The organism is Bacillus sp. KNSH39 (assembly GCF_052656585.1).
In genome coordinates this window covers 2370007-2389009 of sequence record NZ_JBQXYO010000001.1, presented here as the reverse complement: position 1 = coordinate 2389009, position 19003 = coordinate 2370007, and the positions used below count along the sequence as shown (strand labels likewise).

18 protein-coding genes are annotated in these 19003 nt (G+C 35.7%); 14 read left to right on the top strand and 4 right to left on the bottom strand.

Annotated features, from left to right (window positions below):
• Positions 1–21: 21 nt before the first annotated feature.
• On the bottom strand, positions 22–201 hold the full coding sequence (locus ACUL40_RS11970; protein WP_000400127.1) for a DUF5325 family protein: 180 nt from the start codon (positions 199–201) through the stop codon (positions 22–24).
• Positions 202–341: 140 nt separating this feature from the next.
• Here ACUL40_RS11970 and typA point away from each other — a divergent pair, with 140 nt between their 5' ends.
• The 3 genes from typA to ACUL40_RS11955 all read left to right on the top strand — a co-directional run bounded on the left by typA (position 342) and on the right by ACUL40_RS11955 (position 2938).
• Complete coding sequence (typA, locus tag ACUL40_RS11965; RefSeq protein WP_000914762.1) at positions 342–2186, top strand: translational GTPase TypA; 1845 nt, start codon at positions 342–344, stop codon at positions 2184–2186.
• Between the two features lie 158 nt (positions 2187–2344).
• Entirely contained in the window at positions 2345–2647 is a 303-nt protein-coding gene (locus ACUL40_RS11960) for a YlaH-like family protein (protein WP_000893662.1), read from the top strand.
• Between the two features lie 15 nt (positions 2648–2662).
• The gene (locus ACUL40_RS11955) at positions 2663–2938 is read left to right on the top strand and encodes a hypothetical protein (protein WP_001258151.1); all 276 of its coding nucleotides are present in this window, start codon (positions 2663–2665) and stop codon (positions 2936–2938) included.
• A 35-nt stretch (positions 2939–2973) separates the two neighbouring features.
• On the opposite strand, the gene ACUL40_RS11950 is transcribed toward ACUL40_RS11955, so the two are convergent.
• Positions 2974–3174, bottom strand: a complete 201-nt coding sequence (locus tag ACUL40_RS11950) for a YlaI family protein (protein WP_002082250.1) — start codon at positions 3172–3174, stop codon at positions 2974–2976.
• 145 nt (positions 3175–3319) lie between these two features.
• Here ACUL40_RS11950 and ACUL40_RS11945 point away from each other — a divergent pair, with 145 nt between their 5' ends.
• Together ACUL40_RS11945 and ACUL40_RS11940 are read left to right on the top strand one after the other, a co-directional pair.
• Entirely contained in the window at positions 3320–3775 is a 456-nt protein-coding gene (locus ACUL40_RS11945) for a pyridoxamine 5'-phosphate oxidase family protein (protein WP_000024593.1), read from the top strand.
• A 246-nt stretch (positions 3776–4021) separates the two neighbouring features.
• Positions 4022–5350: a PhoH family protein gene (locus ACUL40_RS11940; protein WP_000358083.1), complete on the top strand. Its 1329-nt coding sequence runs from the start codon at positions 4022–4024 to the stop codon at positions 5348–5350.
• A 31-nt stretch (positions 5351–5381) separates the two neighbouring features.
• Here the strand turns inward: ACUL40_RS11940 and ACUL40_RS11935 are convergent, their stop codons facing one another.
• Positions 5382–5879: a hypothetical protein gene (locus tag ACUL40_RS11935; RefSeq protein ID WP_001289809.1), complete on the bottom strand. Its 498-nt coding sequence runs from the start codon at positions 5877–5879 to the stop codon at positions 5382–5384.
• Between the two features lie 155 nt (positions 5880–6034).
• Here ACUL40_RS11935 and ACUL40_RS11930 point away from each other — a divergent pair, with 155 nt between their 5' ends.
• The 3 genes from ACUL40_RS11930 to pyc all read left to right on the top strand — a co-directional run bounded on the left by ACUL40_RS11930 (position 6035) and on the right by pyc (position 11404).
• Positions 6035–6322 carry a YlaN family protein gene (locus tag ACUL40_RS11930; protein WP_000135694.1) on the top strand — a complete coding sequence of 96 codons (288 nt, stop codon included), beginning with the start codon at positions 6035–6037 and terminating at the stop codon, positions 6320–6322.
• A gap of 125 nt (positions 6323–6447) precedes the next feature.
• On the top strand, positions 6448–7626 hold the full coding sequence (locus ACUL40_RS11925; protein ID WP_000758411.1) for an FtsW/RodA/SpoVE family cell cycle protein: 1179 nt from the start codon (positions 6448–6450) through the stop codon (positions 7624–7626).
• A gap of 331 nt (positions 7627–7957) precedes the next feature.
• Positions 7958–11404: a pyruvate carboxylase gene (pyc, locus tag ACUL40_RS11920; RefSeq protein WP_000164087.1), complete on the top strand. Its 3447-nt coding sequence runs from the start codon at positions 7958–7960 to the stop codon at positions 11402–11404.
• Between the two features lie 86 nt (positions 11405–11490).
• On the opposite strand, the gene ctaA is transcribed toward pyc, so the two are convergent.
• The gene (gene ctaA / locus ACUL40_RS11915; RefSeq protein ID WP_445422646.1) at positions 11491–12426 is read right to left on the bottom strand and encodes a heme A synthase; all 936 of its coding nucleotides are present in this window, start codon (positions 12424–12426) and stop codon (positions 11491–11493) included.
• A 497-nt stretch (positions 12427–12923) separates the two neighbouring features.
• Between ctaA and ctaB the strand changes: the two genes are divergently transcribed.
• The 6 genes from ctaB (at position 12924) to ctaG (ending at position 18831) form a co-directional block, all read left to right on the top strand.
• Entirely contained in the window at positions 12924–13847 is a 924-nt protein-coding gene (gene ctaB, locus ACUL40_RS11910; RefSeq protein ID WP_001015058.1) for a protoheme IX farnesyltransferase, read from the top strand.
• A 93-nt stretch (positions 13848–13940) separates the two neighbouring features.
• On the top strand, positions 13941–14990 hold the full coding sequence (coxB, locus tag ACUL40_RS11905) for a cytochrome c oxidase subunit II (RefSeq protein WP_000745268.1): 1050 nt from the start codon (positions 13941–13943) through the stop codon (positions 14988–14990).
• Positions 14991–15050: 60 nt separating this feature from the next.
• The gene (gene ctaD / locus ACUL40_RS11900) at positions 15051–16886 is read left to right on the top strand and encodes a cytochrome c oxidase subunit I (protein WP_153579316.1); all 1836 of its coding nucleotides are present in this window, start codon (positions 15051–15053) and stop codon (positions 16884–16886) included.
• Positions 16886–17509 (top strand): cytochrome c oxidase subunit III, encoded by a 624-nt coding sequence (ctaE, locus tag ACUL40_RS11895; protein ID WP_000557861.1) that lies wholly within the window; start codon positions 16886–16888, stop codon positions 17507–17509. The genes ctaD and ctaE overlap by 1 nt, the downstream gene beginning before the upstream one ends.
• Positions 17510–17512: 3 nt before the next feature.
• On the top strand, positions 17513–17845 hold the full coding sequence (gene ctaF, locus ACUL40_RS11890; protein WP_000985706.1) for a cytochrome c oxidase subunit IVB: 333 nt from the start codon (positions 17513–17515) through the stop codon (positions 17843–17845).
• 80 nt (positions 17846–17925) lie between these two features.
• Positions 17926–18831, top strand: coding sequence for a cytochrome c oxidase assembly factor CtaG (gene ctaG / locus ACUL40_RS11885; RefSeq protein WP_000069023.1), 906 nt, complete (start codon positions 17926–17928; stop codon positions 18829–18831).
• The last annotated feature ends 172 nt before the right edge of the window (positions 18832–19003 follow it).

The window sequence follows — 19003 nt, the reverse complement described above, 5'->3', positions numbered from 1 at the left end:
TAAGCTTCTTACTTTTTAGCGTTATTGTGATTTGCGCATTTTTCTTTTTGTTACAAAACCGTATCCAACTGTAACAAATGTGCCGATAATGCAAATAATAATACCGATTGGACTATTTTCAGCAATCATAATGCCGATACCGATTAAGAAAATAACACCGATAATTGCAGTTAATAAAAAGCGATATTGAATGTGTTCCATTTCTTCACCCTCCAATCTCATTTTACTTTCACAAAAGTAAGAATACAACTATATTTTCATTCTTGCTTTTATTTTAATTGCTATTGTATCCCCTTCGCTCTTATAATAGAGAAGGATTAAAAAGACATTAGGAGTTGGACATGTTGAAAAAACGACAAGATTTACGTAATATAGCAATTATTGCCCACGTTGACCATGGTAAAACAACACTTGTTGACCAGTTATTACGTCAAGCGGGGACTTTCCGTGCGAACGAACACGTTGAAGAACGCGCAATGGATTCAAATGATCTAGAAAGAGAACGCGGTATTACAATTTTAGCGAAAAATACAGCGATTCACTATGAAGATAAAAGAATTAACATTTTAGATACACCTGGTCACGCTGACTTCGGTGGAGAAGTAGAACGTATCATGAAAATGGTTGATGGTGTTTTACTTGTTGTTGATGCATATGAAGGTTGTATGCCACAAACACGATTTGTTTTAAAGAAAGCTCTTGAGCAAAACTTAACTCCAATCGTAGTTGTAAACAAAATTGACCGTGACTTCGCTCGTCCAGATGAAGTAGTTGATGAAGTAATCGACTTATTCATTGAGCTTGGTGCAAACGAAGATCAATTAGAGTTCCCAGTTGTATTTGCATCAGCAATGAACGGAACAGCAAGCTTAGATTCAAATCCAGCAAATCAAGAAGAGAATATGAAATCATTATTCGATACAATTATCGAACATATTCCAGCACCAATTGATAACAGCGAAGAGCCACTTCAATTCCAAGTAGCACTTCTTGATTACAACGACTACGTTGGACGTATTGGAGTTGGTCGCGTATTCCGCGGTACAATGAAGGTTGGACAACAAGTTGCTTTAATGAAAGTAGACGGAAGCGTGAAGCAATTCCGCGTAACGAAATTATTCGGTTACATGGGATTAAAACGTCAAGAAATTGAAGAAGCAAAAGCAGGGGACTTAGTAGCCGTTTCTGGTATGGAAGACATTAACGTAGGTGAAACAGTATGTCCAGTTGAACATCAAGATGCGTTACCATTATTACGTATTGATGAGCCAACACTACAAATGACGTTCCTTGTAAATAACAGCCCATTTGCAGGTCGTGAAGGTAAATACATTACATCTCGTAAAATTGAAGAGCGTCTTCGTTCACAATTAGAAACAGATGTAAGTTTACGTGTAGATAATACAGATTCTCCTGATGCGTGGATCGTATCTGGACGTGGGGAACTACATTTATCTATCTTAATTGAAAACATGCGTCGTGAAGGTTATGAATTACAAGTATCTAAGCCAGAAGTAATCATTAAAGAAGTTGATGGCGTAAGATGTGAGCCTGTAGAGCGCGTACAAATCGATGTACCTGAAGAATACACTGGTTCTATTATGGAATCTATGGGTGCACGTAAAGGTGAAATGTTAGATATGGTGAATAACGGAAACGGTCAAGTTCGTCTTACTTTCATGGTTCCAGCACGTGGTTTAATTGGTTACACAACAGAATTCTTAACATTAACTCGTGGTTACGGTATTTTAAACCATACATTCGATTGCTACCAACCAGTACACGCTGGACAAGTTGGTGGACGTCGCCAAGGTGTTCTAGTTTCACTTGAAACAGGAAAAGCATCACAATACGGTATTATGCAAGTTGAAGACCGTGGTGTAATCTTCGTTGAACCAGGTACAGAAGTATATGCTGGTATGATTGTCGGAGAACACACTCGTGAGAACGACTTAACAGTTAACGTTGTGAAAATGAAACAACAAACTAACATTCGTTCTGCGACGAAAGATCAAACTTCAACAATGAAGAAACCACGCCTAATGACTTTAGAAGAATCATTAGAGTACTTAAACGATGACGAGTTCTGTGAAGTAACTCCAGAATCAATTCGTCTACGTAAAAAGATTCTTGATAAGAGTGAGCGCGAAAGAGCTGCTAAGAAAAAGAAATCTGTTGAAGCGTAAAAATAAAAAAACAACGCCCTTTATAAAGGGCGTTGTTTTTTTATTTTGTTTATTTTTTAGAATATTTACTCTTTTTTGTGGACAGTATTTTTTTTGCGAGTTACTCTTGTATTAAGTGTATAAAGAAAATTGCATTTTACTGCTAGGGGGGGAAGAGTGTGTTAGAAAGGATGTCTTTTTTTGCAAAATTGTGTAAGGTAGATGAAAATCCAGAGTTAGGAATGTGGTTACTTTATGGGACGATTATTATATTAAGTGCTCTCGTTTATAATTTAGGGTTTGCTAGAAAGTTGTCTGTACTAAAAAATATTGTGATATACATATCATTAGCAATTGGATGCACAGTATTAACCTTTTTTGCTGTGTTTTTACCTGTTGGAGAAGGACTTGTTGTAGCGGCAATTGTACTTGGAATTTATAGACTGCGTTTGCGTCAAGCGAAACAACAAAAAGCAGGATAAGAAAGGGGAGTTTTCATGCGTTCAGTACAAGATGCACTATATAATTGGTTAACAATTAAAACAGTTGCGGAAGCACGTCCAGATGATAGTGCTGCAAAAGAAACATATTTGTTATTTCAAAATATGGTATATGAAGAACATAAATTAAGAAATGTGGAAGTCGAAAAGAACGAGGAAATGTATTTAATTACATATGAAATAAATGGAGAACGGAAATCTGCAAGGTTTCCGTTAGAAGCCATTGATTGTTTTTTGGATCAGATGAATCGTGAACCAGAAAAATATAAATAAGTCCTTATCTATATGAGTAAGGACTTATTTACATTTTACCAATCATCTTCGATTTTTTTATCACGATATAATCGGAAATTACCACTTGCATGACGTTCCATTGTACGCTCTGCAATTCGTTCCGAACATTCCATGCACATATATGTATGAATAGGGCGATTACGCAGTTTTTTTGCCATAGGATTTTCATCATCTAACATATCTTTTTTATCACAAATCATACATTTGACTCTCATTTCGTCACCTCAATACGAATTCTATCAGTATAAGTATATCATGGAAGTATAATGTTTTTGAATAATAGTGGGAAAAAATAATATTTTCGCAATTCAAAAAATAAGTTATGATAAGGATATACCAAGTATATTTGGAGGTGAAAATATGGCGAATGTAGTAGAGCCTACCTTAACAGAGGATTTAGTACAAACGTTGCGTAAAGAGTGTATTGTTATGATAGCAACGACAGATTTCGAAAAACAAGTTCCTAACGTAAGTGCTATTTCTTGGGTGTATGCAGTGAGTGAAACTAGTATTCGATTTGCAGTAGATCAACGTTCACGTATTGTGGAAAATATACGTCATAATACAGGTGTGGTATTGACTATAATGGCGAATGAATCCGTATTTTCTATAAGTGGTGCAGGTGAAATTTTGACAGATAGAATGGAAGGTATTTCTCTAAAATTAACTGTAATAGAAGTAAAGGTGCAAGAAGTGCGTGATGTTATGTTTTATGGAGCGAAACTTGCAATTGAACCAACATATGAAAAAACATATGATCTTCGGGCAGCGAAAAAGCTGGATAACGAAGTGTTAGTAGGGATAAGAGAATTATAAAGATGCTAAATAAGAAATTCGTTTATTCACTTTTGTAGTCGGTTATTGTGATTTAACGTTAATAATTATAATAAAAAGTAATATATTGAATAGAAATGAATAAAGAATAAATAAAAGGTTTAATGACTATGATTTTCGATTCTACCTCGTTTACACGGTACATATAATTATAACAATGGTTCGTCCATATTTTATGGATGAAACCCTTGTTCTACAAATTTAAAAGTGGAGTCAGGGGGTAACAGGTTGGATAAAATTTATGTGTTAGATACGAATGTACTTTTGCAGGATCCTTTATCTATTTTTTCATTTGAAACCAATGAAGTAGTGATTCCAGCAGTTGTATTAGAAGAGGTTGATTCGAAAAAACGTTATATGGATGAAGTAGGAAGAAACGCTCGTTATGTATCTAAGTTAATAGATAAATTTCGTGAAATAGGAAAGCTGCATGAAAGTATCCCGCTAGAAAACGGCGGAACATTTCGTATTGAATTGAACCATCGTTCATTTGTGCAACTACAAGATATTTTTGTAGAAAAAACAAATGATAATCGAATTTTAGCTGTAGCAAAAAATCTATCTTTAGAAGAACAGGAAAAAGAGGACGGGAAGTCTGTTATTTTAGTAAGTAAAGATGTACTCGTAAGGGTAAAAGCTGATGCAATTGGTTTGAAGGCTGAAGATTATTTAAGTGATCGCGTAATTGAAGTAGAAAATATATATTCTGGTTTTTTAGAAGGATATATATCAAAAGAACAATTGGATTATTTTTATGAGAAAGGTGAATTGCCTCTATCTGAAATTGCGAATCATCCTTTTTACCCAAATCAATTTGTAGTAATGAAAGATGCATTAGGGGGCTCTAGTTCTGCGCTTGGCATTGTGGATCACTTAGGGAAGAAGGTAAAGAAACTTATTTTTCACAATGAACAAGTGTGGGGGATACGACCACGAAACGTGCAGCAAATTATGGGATTAGAATTGTTGCTTCGTGAAGATATTCCGCTTGTAACGTTAACGGGGAAAGCCGGCACAGGAAAAACGTTACTTGCGTTAGCTTCGGGACTTATGCAAACAGAAGACTTAGGGTTATATAAAAAATTACTTGTGGCAAGACCAATTGTTCCAGTCGGAAAAGATATCGGTTATTTACCAGGAGAAAAAGAAGAAAAATTAAGACCATGGATGCAGCCAATTTTTGATAACCTAGAGTATTTATTTAATACGAAAAAGCCAGGAGAGTTAGATGCTATTTTAGCTGGAATGGGTTCGATTGAAGTAGAAGCCCTTACTTATATACGCGGGAGAAGTATTCCAGATCAGTTCATTATCATTGACGAAGCACAAAATTTAACAAAGCATGAAGTGAAGACGATATTAACTAGGGTAGGGGAAAAGAGTAAGATTGTATTGATGGGAGATCCTCAGCAAATTGATCACCCATATTTAGATGAATATAATAATGGCTTAACGTATGTTGTAGAGAAGTTTAAAGAACAGCGTATTAGTGGTCATGTGAAGTTTGTTAAAGGGGAGCGATCTAATTTAGCTCAACTAGCAGCAGATTTATTGTAAAAAGGAGTGAGCTTAAGCTCACTCCTTTTCTTTAAATAATTGTAAATTTACGGATGTTACGGATTGGATTTTGTTGATTAGATCCATCGTTGAAATAGAGATGAACAGGCCCGTCTTCTTTTAATGGTTTTCCTTCTTTTGAAAAGCCTAGTATAGCATTTTTGACAGTTTCTAATGGAAGTGTCATTGTATGATCTACCGTTTCAATTTCAACTTGCGTAGCGTCCTCTAAAATTTCAGCGTTAGCAAGGAATGGATGAAATGGTATACCAAATGTTCCAGTAATCAGCTGTTCTTTTTTATATTTCTTCACACTTTGTTGTATTGGAGGAAAAGCGGCACCATCACGGATTTCGCGATCCCAATGTTCTGAAGTGTTTTTTAAATAAGTTTCTAGTTCAGACGTGTTTTCTCTAGTTTCATCAAAGTAAGTTGTCAAATCTACTTTTCGATCATCAAAGATCCAAACAGTTGGATCAATAGTGATTGGAAAACGTACTTTTCCGTTAATAAATAAAATTTCGCTCATTGTTGTTCCCCCATTTGTGTTATACTCCCACTTTTCAGTATAATAGTATTAGACACTGTTGTCACAAAAAATGTTTCTATTGCAATTTATTAAAACTATCGCTAATATTAATAGATAGGATAGAGGAGAGTAGGACGGAAACGGAGGGAATCAATTTGGCGTCTGAGACAGTAGCAAATCATCAGGAAAAGGCACTAGCCCTTCTACAAGCGGATGCAGAGAAGATTTTAAGACTTATTAAGGTGCAAATGGACCATCTTACAATGCCGCAATGTCCATTATATGAAGAAGTGTTAGACACACAAATGTTTGGACTATCCCGCGAGGTCGATTTTGCAGTTCGCCTTGGTCTTATTGCAGAAGAACAAGGGAAAGCAATGTTAGGTGAGCTCGAACGTGAGTTATCTGCACTTCATGAAGCATTTACAAACAAACAACAATAACGGGTTCAAATAAGGGGGCTCAAACTAAATTAGTTTGAGCTTTTTATTTGTATAATAAAGCAGGAAGAATCAATGTACATATGGAATACAACAATAATTAAATTGAAACAGAAAGAGGAAATGAAATGAAAAAAGTATGGAAATCAATGGATTATTCATTATTACTTCCTCTTGTTATCTTATGTGTGCTGGGAGTAATAATGGTATATAGTTCTAGTTCCATTGTTGCGATTTCGAGGCATAACTGGCCGGCAAATTACTTTTTTAAAAAACAATTAATAACTTTAGCTATTGGAACGGTATTGTTAGTAATTGTAGCTTCGTTACCTTATAAGTTTTGGAGGAAACGAATAATTTTATCCGCGATGGGGCTAGGGAGTATTGCTTTACTAGCAGCAGCCTTGATTTTTGGTAAGGAAATAAATGGTGCAAAAGGTTGGATATTAGGTATACAGCCTGCTGAATTTGTTAAACTATCGATTATTATTATATTAGCTCGCTTTTTTGCAAGGAGACAAGAAACAAATACACCTGTTTTTAAAGGGTCGGGACTTACACTTGGATTTGTTGGAATGGCAATGTTTTTAATTTTAAAGCAAAATGATTTAGGTACCGATTTGTTAATTGCAGGAACAGTAGGGATTATGTTTCTTTGTTCAGGAGTAAGGATTAATTTATGGATTAAACGAATTGTTTTAACTTCTATAGTATGGATTCCAGCTCTATATTTTTTGGCTAATTATAAATTAAGTGGATATCAAAAGGCACGTTTTTCAGTTTTTCTTGATCCATTCAATGATCCTCAGAATGATGGATTCCAATTAGTAAATTCTTTTATTGGAATTGCTTCAGGAGGGCTAAATGGTCGAGGATTAGGAAATAGTGTGCAAAAATATGGATATTTACCAGAACCGCAAACAGATTTTATTATGGCTATTATATCTGAAGAATTAGGTTTTATTGGTGTAGCTATTATTTTAATTTGCTTGCTACTTATTATTATTCGTTCATTCAGGATTGCTCAAAAATGTAACGATCCTTTTGGAAGTTTAATTGCAATCGGAATTGCAAGTTTAATAGGAGTACAAACTTTTGTTAATGTTGGTGGTATGTCTGGATTAATACCGCTTACGGGAGTGCCTTTACCATTTATTAGTTATGGTGGAAGTTCCTTAATAGCTAATCTACTTGCGATGGGGATACTACTCAATATTGCTAGTCACGTGAAACGACAAGAGAAACAACAGAATGGATTAATGAAAGAAAAAGAACAAAATGGACCACATCTTGTAGTTGTAAAATAAAAACACATTGTGCTTTAGAGCATGATGTGTTTTTATTTTTAAGTAGTTTTAAATGTGATGTATTAATATATCTTTCGGTTAAACAATATATCACATTTAGTTTAATGTGATATACAATTAAGTTGTTAGAAAAGGAAGAGGTATGCTATACTATTTTTGTGAAACAAATTGCACAGAAAACTTATCATTTGTTAAAAAATAAGGTATGATGGATAAAAATAAAGTGAAGCTTTCTAAGTATAATATAATGTGGAAAGTGAAGAACTTCACGCTTTTTAAGGTGTGTATATATTTTATCTCTAGAGTGGTAGGAAAGTAGAGGGGGAAAATCATGACAAAGCTGCAACGTATTCAAAAAGTATTGGTAGCTAACCGTGGAGAGATTGCAATTCGTGTGTTTCGAGCTTGTTCGGAACTTGGATTAAAAACAGTTGCAATCTATTCTAAAGAGGATAGTGGTTCTTATCATCGCTATAAAGCCGATGAGTCCTATTTAGTTGGGGAAGGAAAAAAACCAATTGATGCTTATCTAGATATTGAAGGCATTATTGAGATTGCAAAAAGTAATCATGTAGATGCAATCCACCCTGGATATGGTTTCTTGTCAGAAAATATTCAATTCGCTAAACGTTGTGAAGAAGAAGGAATTATCTTTATCGGTCCGAAAAGTAAGCATTTAGATATGTTTGGAGATAAAGTGAAAGCAAGAACACAAGCGCAGCTAGCACAAATTCCAGTTATACCTGGTAGTGATGGTCCAGTAAATTCATTAGAAGAAGTCGAAAAATTTGCTGAAAAGTATGATTACCCGATTATTATTAAAGCATCCCTTGGGGGTGGCGGTCGTGGTATGCGTATTGTGCGTACTAGTGAGGAATTAGGAGAATCATATAATCGAGCGAAATCAGAAGCGAAAGCAGCCTTTGGTAATGATGAGGTTTACGTCGAAAAATTCGTTGAAAAACCTAAACATATAGAAGTACAAATTTTAGCAGATGAAGAAGGCAATGTTGTTCATTTATACGAGCGTGACTGTTCTGTACAACGTCGTCATCAAAAAGTTGTAGAAATTGCACCGAGTGTATCACTTTCAGATGATCTGCGTCAGCGTATTTGTGATGCTGCTGTGAAGTTAACGAAAAATGTAAATTATTTAAATGCAGGAACAGTAGAATTCCTTGTAAAAGATGATGAGTTTTACTTTATTGAAGTAAATCCACGTGTTCAAGTAGAACATACGATTACAGAAATGATTACGGGAGTAGATATTGTTCAATCACAAATTTTAATAGCTGATGGACATTCATTACATAGCAAAATGGTAGGTGTTCCGAAGCAAGAGGAAGTAGTTGTACATGGATTTGCAATTCAATCTCGTGTAACAACTGAAGATCCGCTAAATAATTTTATGCCGGATACAGGAAAAATTATGGCGTATCGATCAGGCGGTGGTTTTGGTGTACGTCTTGATACAGGAAATAGCTTCCAAGGTGCAGTTATTACACCGTACTACGATTCTTTACTTGTAAAAGTTACAACTTGGGCACTTACTTTTGAGCAAGCTGCTGCAAAAATGGAACGTAACTTAAAAGAATTCCGTATTCGTGGTATTAAAACAAATATTCCATTCCTAGAGAATGTAGTAAAACATAAAAACTTCTTATCAGGAGAATATGATACTTCATTTATCGATGCGTCACCTGAATTGTTCTTGTTCCCGAAACGTAAAGACCGTGGAACGAAAATGTTAAATTACATTGGTACAGTAACAGTAAATGGTTTCCCAGGAGTAGGTAAAAAAGAAAAACCAATATTCCCAGATGCTCGTATTCCATGTTTAAAACATTCAGAGCCAATCCAAAATGGAACGAAACAAATTTTGGACGAGCGTGGAGCAGACGGATTAGTAAAATGGGTACAGGATCAAAAACGTGTACTTTTAACGGATACAACATTCCGTGATGCACACCAGTCATTACTTGCAACTCGTATTCGTACAAAAGATTTACATCAAATTGCGGAGCCAACAGCGAGAATGTTACCGAACCTATTCTCAGCGGAAATGTGGGGCGGTGCAACGTTTGATGTTGCGTATCGTTTCTTAAAAGAAGATCCATGGGAACGATTACTAGATCTTCGTGAAAAAATGCCGAACGTTTTATTCCAAATGTTACTTCGTTCTTCAAACGCAGTTGGATACAAAAACTATCCAGATAATTTAATTCAAAAATTTGTGGAATGTTCTGCTCAAGCAGGCATTGATGTATTCCGTATTTTTGATAGCTTAAACTGGGTGGAAGGCATGAGAGTTGCAATTGACGCTGTACGAGACACTGGTAAAATTGCAGAAGCAACAATGTGCTACACAGGGGATATCCATGATCCACTGCGTAGTAAATATGATTTAAATTACTATAAAAATTTAGCAAAAGAGTTAGAAGCATCAGGAGCTCACATTTTAGGTATTAAAGATATGGCGGGCTTATTAAAACCAAATGCAGCATATGATTTAGTTTCTGCATTAAAAGAGACAGTGTCGATTCCGATTCACCTGCATACGCACGATACGAGTGGAAATGGTATATTAACGTATACGAAGGCAATTGAAGCGGGTGTTGATATCGTCGATGTAGCAGTGAGTTCTATGGCTGGTCAAACGTCACAACCAAGTGCGAACACGCTATACTATGCATTAGGTGGAAACGAAAGACAACCAGATGTTAATATAGATTCTTTAGAAAAACTATCTCATTATTGGGAAGATGTACGCAAATACTATGCACCGTTTGAAAGTGGTATGAATGCGCCTCATACAGAGGTATATATGCATGAAATGCCGGGTGGGCAGTATAGTAATCTTCAGCAACAAGCGAAGGCGGTTGGTTTAGGAGATCGCTTCGATGAAGTGAAAGTAATGTACCGCCGTGTGAATGACATGTTTGGAGATATTGTAAAAGTAACGCCATCATCAAAAGTTGTTGGTGATATGGCATTATTTATGGTTCAAAACCATCTGACAGAACAAGATGTTTTAGAGCGTGGACATGCTATGGACTTCCCAGGATCTGTTGTTGAAATGTTCTCTGGTGATTTAGGTCAACCGTACGGTGGTTTCCCGAAAGAATTACAAAAGATTATTTTAAAAGGGAAAGAGCCATTAACAGTAAGACCAGGTGAATTACTAGAGCCAGTAGATTTCGAAGCGTTAAAAGAAGAATTATTCCATAAACTTGGACGCGAAGTAACGATTTTTGATGTAGTTGCATATGCTTTATATCCAAAAGTATTTATGGATTATGAAAAAGTTGCTGAGCTTTATGGAAATGTATCTGTACTTGATACACCGACGTTCTTCTATGGTATGAGACTAGGTGAAGAAATTGATGTAGAAATTGAACAGGGTAAAACATTGATGGTTAAACTAGTATCAATTGGAGAACCTCAGCCGGATGGAAATCGTGTCCTTTACTTGGAATTTAACGGTCAACCACGTGAAATTATCGTGAAAGACGAGAGTGTAAAAGCAACAGTTGCACAACGTGTGAAAGGAAACCGTGAGAATCCAAATCATATTAGTGCAACGATGCCAGGAACGGTAATTAAAGTAGTTGTAAAAGAAGGCGATGAAGTGAAAAAAGGCGATTCTATGGCAATTACAGAAGCGATGAAAATGGAAACGACAGTTCAAGCGCCGTTCAATGGTAAAGTGAAGAAAGTATATGTTAACGATGGTGATGCGATTCAAACGGGTGATTTACTTATTGAATTAGATCACTAAAATAAAAAAAGAGCTGTGTAAAAATACAGCTCTTTTTTTATTGCAAAAAATCCCTTGCCGAATTGGCAAGGGATTTTAGTTTTAAATTATTTTGTTTGTTTAGAAGTTAATTCGGCTTCTTTTGCATTCACTGTACTTCTTGTTCCTAACATAACTAAATAGCATAGTACGGCAAACAAGCAAGAAATGAATAGAGAATGTAACAATGCCATTGCTAAACTAGCGTTTGTAAATACAACTAAAACTCCTACTACAGCTTGAAGTGTAACAAGGATAAATGAAATGATCCATCCCCAATATACGACAGGTTGCTGTTTGTAATGGCGAATAGCGAGAATCATCGCGTATAGTATCCAAGCGAAAATTAACATCGCTGCAACTCTATGGCCCATTTGAACCCATTCATGTAGTTGAGTTGGCATAGGTCTGTTTTTGCTACATAAAGGAAAGTCTGGACAGGCTAAGCTAGCTCGTTCGTGACGTACTAAAGCACCTGTGTAGACGACGATATAACTGTAAATTGTTACACCATAAATATGAAATTTCATTTTTTTGTCCATAATAAGTGAACGTGCATCAAATTTTTGGTCAATTTCAAAGATAAGACACGTTAATAAAATGACAGAAGCAAATGAAATTAAGGAAATACCGAAGTGGATAGCAAGTACAGCTGGCATTTGGCCCCAAACAACTGCTGCTGCTCCCATTAATGCTTGTGCAACTAAAAATACGAAGGATAAAATTGCTAACGTTTTTGTTTCACGCACATGTTTATAATATTTCCAGGACAAAATACAAAGGAGAGTGACAAGAATTCCAGCTGATCCGGATGTTAATCGGTGGCTAAGTTCAATAATAGTTTCCATTGATAAATTAGATGGAACAAATTCACCGTTACAAAGTGGCCATGATTTACCACAACCTTGACCAGAACCTGTTTTTGTAACTAAAGCGCCTCCTAATAAAACTATTAATAAATCAAGGCTTGTAATGACTGCTAACCATTTAATAAAGCGTTGCAATCTCTTTCACCATCTTTCTGCTATGAAGTTATTGCGAAATATTTTCATTCCATTATGTATAGAATAAAACGCGCTAGTTCCTATGATATATAAAAAATAATAAAATAGCAAAGAAATGGAGGGGGAAGGAAAGGGGGAGAAAATAGGTGTAAAAACAGGGTTCATAAGGAAAATTTTAGGTGAAAAATCGGCTATTTTGAAAAGAAATGGGGAGAATACGTGTTAAATAAGACAAAATAGTTTATTATAGAAGGTAACATCATGTTATGATAAGGACAAGTCAGAATGAAGTTTTTTATATTCGACACAAAAAGTTCATGTTTTCTTCACAAAATGTTCGGGAAATATGATTTAATATATTGGAGTATGGGCGTAGATTAGTAGTAGAATGGGTTAACAATGTTTCTACTGTAATAATATTGCTATATAGAAGCGAATTATTTCATTTGAAATATGCGCAAAAAGAAAGATGAAAGTTTTAAGAGGGGGTTAGAGTGATGAACCATGCAACAAGTGAGCTGCATGATGAGTCCGCTGTTACAAGTGTACCGGAAACAACTCGGTTACAAGATTTAAAAGCACTCGTTAAAATGGGGATTGTAAACTCAAATACACTTACTGTATTTACAGGATTTTGGTTGGCATTACACTTTAATGGATTAAGTGTAATGGACAATCTGGATAAGTTATTCTTTACAATCGTTGGTTCTGGATTAGTTATGGCAGGGGTATGTTGTTTAAACAACTACATTGATCGAGACATCGATCCATTAATGGAAAGAACAAAGACCCGTCCAACGGTTACTGGAAAGTATAAACCAGGATTTGCACTTACATTTGGACTAGTCATATTACTTCTTGGTTTTGTATTTTTATTATTAACAACACCAATGGCAGTCTTAATGGGATTTATTGGTGCTTTCACATATGTTGTTCTATATAGTTTATGGACAAAGAGAAAGTATACACTAAATACTGTTGTAGGTAGTATATCTGGTGCAGTTCCTCCTTTAATTGGATGGGCAGCAATCGATCCATCTTTAGGCCATCCAATTGCTTGGATGTTATTTTTAATTATGTTTATTTGGCAAATCCCACATTTCCTTGCATTAGCAATGAAACGTGTTGATGAATATCGAAATGCAGGAATTCCAATGCTTCCTGTAGTTCATGGATTTGAAATTACGAAACGCCAAATTATGATTTGGACAGTATGTTTATTACCACTACCATTTTATATGAGTGGACTAGGGATAACATTTATGGTAATTGCAACACTGCTTAACATCGGATGGATCGTTTTAGGATTTTATGGCTTCCGTAAGAAAGATGACATCAAATGGTCCGTGCAAATGTTTGTTTATTCCCTAAATTATTTAACAATCTTATTTGTATCAATGATTGTAGTTACATTCTTCTAAGACAACGACATAATTGGATTTCTTTACGTTGAGATTTACTTTACTTAACTATAAAGTACAATCTAATTCACAAGGAAAGTGGGGGTTGTTTGTATGAAGAAACAGTGGCGACTGCTTTCGTTCGTTTCACTGCTGGCTTTACTGTTAGGGGGATGCGGTAAAGCCTTTCAATCTACTTTAATTCCGCAAGGAGAAGTAGCAAAAATGCAATATGATTTACTTCTACTGGCGAGTGCAATCATGGTAGGAGTAGTACTAGTAGTTACTATTATTTTCTTATATGTAATTGTGCGTTTCCGACAAAAGAAAGGTCAGGAAGATTATATTCCAGAGCAAGTTGAAGGGAATCACAAGCTAGAAATTATATGGACAGTTATTCCGATTATTCTTTTACTAATCTTAGCTGTTCCAACAGTTACATATACATTCAAACTTGCTGATGTAAGTGCGATGGAGAAAAAGAATATTGATAAAGATACTATCGTTGTTGATGTAACAGCGAATCTTTATTGGTGGGAATTTTCTTATAAATCAGAAAAGATAGTAACTTCGCAAGATTTGGTCATCCCCACAGGTAAGAAAGTGTATTTAAATTTGAAGGGTGCCGATATTAAACACTCATTTTGGGTTCCATCTTTAGCAGGGAAAATGGATACAAATACAGACAATGTGAACAAAATGTGGTTAAAGGCAGATAAATCGGGCACTTATAATGGTTTTTGTACAGAATTTTGCGGCCCATCACATTCTTTAATGCAATTTAAAGTGAAAGCTTTAGATGAAAGCGAGTACAAAAAATGGCTTGCTGATATGAAGAAGATTGATGGGAAGAAAGAAGTAGCTTCAACAAAGGCGCAAGAGGGCCAAGAAATATTTAATAAAAGCTGTATTGGTTGTCATGCAGTTGGATCTAATGATAGTAGACCACCTTCCGCTCGTATCGCACCAAACTTAGCAAACTTTGCGGATCGCGATATGGTTGCCGGTATTGCCGAAAACAATGAAGAAAACTTAAAAAAATGGCTGAAAGATCCTGAAAATATGAAGCCAGGAAACAAAATGACTGGCAAATATGGCAACTTAACGGATGATCAAATTGATGCATTAAATGCATACTTACAAACGTTAAAAGTTGAAAAGTAAAGAGGGATTATTCGCGAAGGGGAGGTTGAAAACGTGAGTTCTGTAGCAAAAAAACAGGGGATGGGTGCTGTCATATGGGATTATTTAACGACAGTAGACCATAAAAAGATTGCCATTCTCTATTTAATTGCAGGTGGATTGTTTTTTGTAATAGGCGGAATAGAAGCTCTATTTATTCGCCTTCAATTAGCGATTCCTAACAACGCTTTTCTTGTTGGGGATGCTTATAATCAAGTATTAACGATGCACGGTACAACAATGATTTTCCTCGCAGCTATGCCACTCGTGTTTGCATTTATGAACGCCGCTGTACCACTTCAAATTGGTGCACGTGATGTAGCGTTCCCGTTTTTGAATTCACTCGGATTTTGGTTATTTTTCTTTGGTGGAGTATTTTTAAATTTAAGTTGGTTTTTAGGTGGAGCACCTGATGCAGGATGGACATCTTATGCATCTTTAGCTTTAGCCTCTAAAGGTCATGGTGTTGATTTCTATGTACTCGGCTTGCAAATCTCAGGTATTGGTACATTAATTGGAGGTATTAACTTCCTTGTAACCATTATTAATATGCGGGCGCCAGGAATGACGTACATGCGTATGCCGATGTTTACATGGACGACATTTGTAACATCTTCGCTTATATTATTCGCTTTTCCGCCGTTAACTGTAGGATTAGGACTTTTAATGTTAGATCGTTTATTTGGAACAAGTTTCTTTAATCCGGCATTGGGCGGGAATACAATTATATGGGAGCATTTATTCTGGATTTTCGGTCATCCAGAAGTATACATTCTTATACTCCCAGCTTTCGGAATATTCTCAGAAATCTTCGCGACATTTTCGAAAAAACGATTGTTTGGTTATTCATCGATGGTGTTTGCGACTGTATTAATTGGATTTTTAGGATTTATGGTATGGGCGCACCATATGTTTACTGTTGGACTTGGTCCAGTTGCTAATGCTATTTTCTCGGTCGCAACAATGGCGATTGCGGTTCCAACTGGTATCAAAATATTCAACTGGCTCTTTACAATGTGGGGCGGAAGTATTCGTTTTACGACACCAATGATGTGGGCAGTAGCTTTCATTCCATCATTCGTAATGGGTGGAGTTACAGGGGTTATGCTAGCATCTGCACCAGCTGATTATCAATTTCATGATAACTATTTCGTAGTAGCGCATTTTCATTATGTAATCGTTGGCGGTGTTGTATTTGGTTTACTTGCAGGAGCTCATTATTATTGGCCACTGATGTTTAATAAAGTATTAAATGAAACATTAGGAAAGATAACGTTCTGGCTATTCTTTATCGGCTTCCATTTAACGTTCTTTATTCAGCATTTCCTTGGCTTGATTGGTATGCCACGCCGTTACTACACATATCTTGAAGGGCAAGGGTTGGAAATGGGGAATATGATTAGTTCCATCGGAGCGGTGTTTATGGCTCTTGGAACGATTGTTCTTCTATTCAATGTAATTAAAACGACAGTATCAAAAGAAAAAGCTGGTCGTGATCCGTGGGATGCACGTACATTAGAATGGACAATGCCAGCACCGACACCAGAATATAACTTTAAACAATTACCATTTGTTCGCGGATTAGATCCGTTTTGGATTGAAAAACGTGAAGGTAATAAAGAGATGACAGCAGCGGAACCAGTTGGTGATATTCATATGCCAAATCCTTCGTTTTCACCATTTGTCATTTCTTTCGGATTGTTTATAGCGGCATTTGGTGCGATGTATATGCAGGGCGGAAAAGATAAGTTCTGGTTATTAGTAGCAATTATTGGTTTAATCATTACATTTGGCGCAATGTTCCTACGTTCAGTAATTGATGATCATGGGTATCATATTCATAAAGAAGATTTAGAGGATAAGGGGGGCAAGGCATAATGCATGTAGATGAAAAATTAACGAATGAAACATTTCCAGCAGAGCCTGAAAAAGCAACCCTTGAAGGGAAAAATAAGTTTGTCGGTTTTTGGTTATTTCTTGGAGGCGAAACAGTGTTGTTCGCTTCCTTATTCGGAACATATTTAGCGTTAAAAAATTCTACAAATGGTGGACCAACATCTCAAGAGATGTTCCAAATGCCACTCGTTTTCATTATGACGATGCTTTTATTAACGAGTAGCTTAACGAGTGTATATGCGATGTATCACATGAAAAACTTTAACTTTAAGAAAATGCAGCTTTGGTTACTAGTAACAGTATTGCTAGGTTTAGGGTTTTTAGGGTTTGAGATATATGAGTTTTATCATTATACACATGAATTTAAGCATACTATGAGAAGTAGTGCGTTTGGCTCTGCGTTTTATGCTCTTGTTGGTACACATGGACTCCACGTATTGTTTGGGTTATGTTGGATTCTAACATTAATCTTTAGAAATGCGAAGAGAGGTCTAAATTTATACAATGCACCGAAGTTTTATGTTGCATCGATTTATTGGCACTTTATTGACGTAGTTTGGGTGTTTATTTTCACTGTAGTATATTTAATGGGAATGGTGGGATAAACAATGGCGATAAAGCAAACGAATAATCCTAAAGTTGATCTTGTTTATCGGAAGAGAAAAAGTGCGGAGGAAATGAGGCATCAAGTTATTACGTTTGCATTAATGATTTTTTTAACATTAGTTGCATTTGTAGCGGTGGCGTATCCAAAAACTTTTAGTCCGATTTTCTCTGTACCGTTTATTTTACTATTAGCAGTGGTACAAGTAATTTTTCAATTGTATTATTTTATGCATATGAGTCATAAAGGACATGAAGCAGCAAGTTTCTTTCTTTACTCTGGTCTGCTAATAGGGTTAATTACAATTTTAGCTTTTATGACAATCGTGTGGATTTGAAAAGTGAAAAATAAGGGAGCTTGTGTTGTCACAGCTCCCTCTTCATATTATGAGATAACCTTACGAAGGTAGGTGTGAAAATGAGTAACTTGTGGATATTTGGTTTTCAGGCTTTATGGAGTCCAATCTTTTTATTATTTATGCTTTCGATTCTTATTGGGTACTTCTTAATTATTGGGCCATATAGAATGCGATTTGAAAATGCGACGAAGGTAAGTAAGAAGCAAATTTTTTATTTTACGACTGGTATTGTTCTTTTGTATTTTGTAAAGGGAGGGCCTATTGATTTAATTGGCCATATTATATTTAGTGCTCATATGTTTGAAATGGCAGTCATGTATATTGCAGTTCCACCGTTACTGTTGCTTGGTATACCAATTTGGTTATATCGTTACATTACTTCTTTTAAGTTTGTTCAAATTATATTAAAGGCATTTGCTAAACCGCTTATTGCGTTATTTGTATTTAACGGCCTGTTTTCTTTTTATCATTTACCAGTTGTTTTTGATACGGTAAAACAAAGTCAAATAGCTCATCCTATTTGTCTCGCTATATTGTTTTTTACAGCAATCATGATGTGGTGGCCGATGTTAAATCCATTACCAGAATATCAAACATTAAGTGATATAAAGAAACTTGGTTATATGTTTGCTAATGGCATATTATTAACGCCTGCTTGTGCGTTAATCATTTTTGCGACAGCCCCGTTATTTGCAACGTATACGGATCCGGCTGCTTGGATGAAAGCGATGGAATTATGTGTACCAGCGGGCACTTTATCAGATTTAAATATAACGGGACCAGAATTTTTGCACTGGATGCCAGTCGTACAAGACCAGCAAACTGGTGGTATCATAATGAAAATTGTCCAGGAAATAGTGTACGGTACAATTATAGGCTATGTATTCTTTAGATGGGCACGTAGAGAACGTGAAAAGGATAAGGAGCAGTTGCAACAATTGCCGCCGTATTTACAGACTAAGTAAAAAAAGTGTATGGGATTCCATGCGCTTTTTTTACTTAGTTTTAGCTACCTTAAAAAGATTGAATTTTCTAATTTTTTTATGTTAAATTAGTGTAGGCGTGTACTAAAAGTGGAGATAAAATTTACTACTAGCTTTCATGCGTAATAATTCCATATGTAGTGCAAGTTTTTTA

Bases quoted from the DNA above. Each gene is read 5' to 3' on its own strand.
- ACUL40_RS11935 (WP_001289809.1), bottom strand. From the start codon at position 5,879: ATGAGCGAAATTTTATTTATTAACGGAAAAGTACGTTTTCCAATCACT.
- ctaD (WP_153579316.1), top strand. From the start codon at position 15,051: ATGGGTGCTGTCATATGGGATTATTTAACGACAGTAGACCATAAAAAG.
- ACUL40_RS11970 (WP_000400127.1), bottom strand. From the start codon at position 201: ATGGAACACATTCAATATCGCTTTTTATTAACTGCAATTATCGGTGTT.
- ACUL40_RS11925 (WP_000758411.1), top strand. From the start codon at position 6,448: ATGAAAAAAGTATGGAAATCAATGGATTATTCATTATTACTTCCTCTT.
- ctaB (WP_001015058.1), top strand. From the start codon at position 12,924: ATGAACCATGCAACAAGTGAGCTGCATGATGAGTCCGCTGTTACAAGT.
- ACUL40_RS11945 (WP_000024593.1), top strand. From the start codon at position 3,320: ATGGCGAATGTAGTAGAGCCTACCTTAACAGAGGATTTAGTACAAACG.
- ctaG (WP_000069023.1), top strand. From the start codon at position 17,926: ATGAGTAACTTGTGGATATTTGGTTTTCAGGCTTTATGGAGTCCAATC.
- pyc (WP_000164087.1), top strand. From the start codon at position 7,958: ATGACAAAGCTGCAACGTATTCAAAAAGTATTGGTAGCTAACCGTGGA.
- typA (WP_000914762.1), top strand. From the start codon at position 342: ATGTTGAAAAAACGACAAGATTTACGTAATATAGCAATTATTGCCCAC.
- ACUL40_RS11955 (WP_001258151.1), top strand. From the start codon at position 2,663: ATGCGTTCAGTACAAGATGCACTATATAATTGGTTAACAATTAAAACA.
- ctaE (WP_000557861.1), top strand. From the start codon at position 16,886: ATGCATGTAGATGAAAAATTAACGAATGAAACATTTCCAGCAGAGCCT.
- coxB (WP_000745268.1), top strand. From the start codon at position 13,941: ATGAAGAAACAGTGGCGACTGCTTTCGTTCGTTTCACTGCTGGCTTTA.
- ACUL40_RS11950 (WP_002082250.1), bottom strand. From the start codon at position 3,174: ATGAGAGTCAAATGTATGATTTGTGATAAAAAAGATATGTTAGATGAT.
- ctaF (WP_000985706.1), top strand. From the start codon at position 17,513: ATGGCGATAAAGCAAACGAATAATCCTAAAGTTGATCTTGTTTATCGG.